Here is a 2,998-nt window from a genome sequence, read left to right on the forward strand (position 1 = left end):
ACAATATATTGGTACGAACGGGACGCACTTCCTTCAATTCGCTCTTCGGTGGTTCTTCGAAGCTTGTCATAAGCAAATGAACAGCTGACACCATCAGAGTCGACGTGTCGCGCTAACTCACCAATATCAAGGTAGTGACCAACAACAAGATTGGTTTTCGTATTATCATGGCAAGTCAGTTCTTCGTGTTCTTCAAGAACATCATTATCCAATGCATACTGATAACGTGAAGTAGCAGAATAGACACCGTTAGGGTGAAGAATGTCATTTTGTACCGAAGCCAGTCGGCTAAATGAATAGGTGTCACTAGTATCAGTTTGATAGGCGTAATGAGTTTGGTAACGTTGTGTATCCTCTTCTAGGCTCAGCACTACGTCTCGCTGACCATTTAACCCCTCTAGAGAAGCATACTGGTAAGCAATCACTCTTTGTTCAGAGCCATTGTCTAACGTGCGAGATTTAACGAAATTAACCATGCCCGTTGGTGATGCAGGACAGCCCGCCTCTCCATTTTTAGCATAGTATTCATAGTGTTCTGTAATACTATTCTCGTCGACAAACCTAAGCATGTTGCCGTATTCGTCATAGTCCCAGAATCTATTTTGAGCTTGGCTGTCCGATCCAGAGAACCAAACCTGCTCCTCTTTACTAATCAATGAGTACTGAGCGGGTTGAGCGGAGAACTCTTGATTATCAATGGCGGGGTAATCCAACCTTTTCAAATGAACCAGGTTGCCATCGACGTGTCGAGCTTCTTCAACAAGCAAGTGGAATTGATTGTAGGTTTGAGCCGTGACAATAGAGCCATTTTCAATTTTTTGTACGCGATAGCTGTACGCTCTGCCACGCTCCAGCAAATTATCAAGCCCTTCGCTCAACTCGCCACCAGGCGATCCGTACCCCATAAAATTACGACTATCGGTACCAATACTGTCATAGGTTGTCGTAATGATGGGAGAGTTGAGAGTCAGCACATCATGAGCAGTCACCGCAGGTAAATAGGTCATCGAATTAATTCGAATACCATTAGCTTTGTATCGCAGACTTTCCGTTAAACCACAAGGATGAACCACTTTCTCAATTAGCGTGTATGTACCAATGTTTAGATAACCAAAGCTATAGCTACCGGCGCGCTCAGGTAAGTCACACTTAACCAACTTACTGTTATTTAGCGTAAGACCAAAAAAGGCCTCGTGGGTACTGCCAAGATTGGTAAAAATATTGACGCGACCTGCGCTCACATATTCAATCCACAGTAGTGCCGTTTGCTTATCTGTTCTGTCGTCCCAAACTTTGTCCAAGCGCTTCTTGCCGCCCACATTGAGCCAAGAAAAGTAGAGAGCATGTCCATTACTTTGAACTACCTTAATGATGTCACCATCTTTATCTAAGATATCAGTACGGCCATTTTTATAAGTAATTTCGTAACCATTCGCACTAGACGATACCGAAAAATCGAGCAACTTTTTGTAACGAATACTCATTTCTAGATTGGCATTTAATTCAGCACGATAGGATTGTCCATTGGCCAGATAGAGTTGTTTATTTTCAATATCGTATCTCGGAAGATTTAACTTCCAGCCTTTACCAAAACCAAGGTTATCTGCTGAGTATGGTGAGAATTGAATGGAGATATCGAGGTTTGGTCCCTTGAGCCAGTTACCAATAAGAGAGCCAAGTAAGATTTGGTATGAGTAGCTTCTGGTCCTTTGGTCTACACCGCCCGAACAAAAACTATCAAAGTTAAAAGCATTTGAAGTCCAATTAGACATAAATTTCCCCTAAAGTGGATGAGTTAGCTCAAGTGCTTGAGCTAACTCTGTTTTGTTCGAGTGTTATTGGCTAACTAGGGTCCAAAGGGTGTAATCCCACTTCTGACCACCACCAGTAAATTCACTTTGAGGATAAATAAGCTTCAATGGTCCCTTGTTACCGTATTGGTCGAATACAGTAAATCGGTACTCTTTTTGCGAATCGTTGTTTGACGTTCCGTTGTTCGAATATAACAGCTTGCTAAGAGTCACTGATCTCAGCTGTTGGTTAACACGCCACACAGCAGTTCGGCCTTCACCAGCAGCACTATTCCAGACATACTCGTCAGAGACTTTGCGCTCTGAACCTGGAACAAATATATAACCTTTCACAGAGCGATTATCGTCTGGGCAATCTGAGTAGCAGCCCAGCCATTCATCGTTTAGGAACACTTTATCGCTATCTGACTCGTCAAAGTTATCCATAGCAACCTGAACCAGCTGAACGGACGTATCTTTCGGTGTCACATAAAAGTTACGCATCTCTGCTTTATCAAAATAGAACCCGTCGGCGTTGGCTTCTTCCCACACCAATTCGCCTTCCCCAAGCTCAGAAAAGTCAGCCGCGCTGTAAGACTTAGGCTGCACGCTTTGGTAGAACGCACTGCTTTCATTCGGGAAGGCACAGCTATCGTAGTAATTGTTGTCATACTGGCTTCCGGCATCGAACTTAACCTTCATACACACTTCACGGTATTGAGCGACTTCGTTGCTGTAAACCCAAGCGGTTAATTTAGTATCACTTGCTGAAACACGAGACGTAGGAAGGGTCTTCGAGTAACCGTAACTGCTGCCCATTTGGTGAGAGTAGTCATTTGGATTCAACGTGTATCCCCAACAACCTCTTCCGTAACTACAATCTTTATCTTTGCCTAACTCCTGCCCACTATTCTTTAGGTAAAATGATATCGCCCCCTCTAAGTCACTCTTAGATACGGTCGCTGGTCTGCCGTAGCTATCCGCAAAAGAAACAGAAACGCTGAGTTTTGACTGCATTCTTCCGTTAGCGTAAAAAGGCATTGGTACACCATTGCTTTCATTATGATCAGCCGTCAGATCATCGTCGACCACATGATAGTCACCATTAATGGCAGCAACACTTACATTGGAAAAAACACATGCCGACATTGCTAATAACAATGACTTCTTCATCGATAACTTCATAGTATTGACCCTCAACATTATTC

At 43.4% G+C, this 2,998-nt stretch carries 1 protein-coding gene and 1 pseudogene; both read right to left on the bottom strand.

From position 1 onward, the window contains the following. Positions 1 to 1,772, bottom strand: a pseudogene (locus BCT81_RS13820) (RHS repeat protein); the annotation flags it as partial. A gap of 63 nt (positions 1,773 to 1,835) precedes the next feature. Next, positions 1,836 to 2,963 (bottom strand): hypothetical protein, encoded by a 1,128-nt coding sequence (locus BCT81_RS13825; RefSeq protein WP_102424790.1) that lies wholly within the window; start codon positions 2,961 to 2,963, stop codon positions 1,836 to 1,838. Positions 2,964 to 2,998 lie beyond the last annotated feature (35 nt).

This window comes from Vibrio sp. 10N.261.52.A1, assembly GCF_002876325.1.
Lineage (GTDB): Bacteria > Pseudomonadota > Gammaproteobacteria > Enterobacterales > Vibrionaceae > Vibrio > Vibrio chagasii.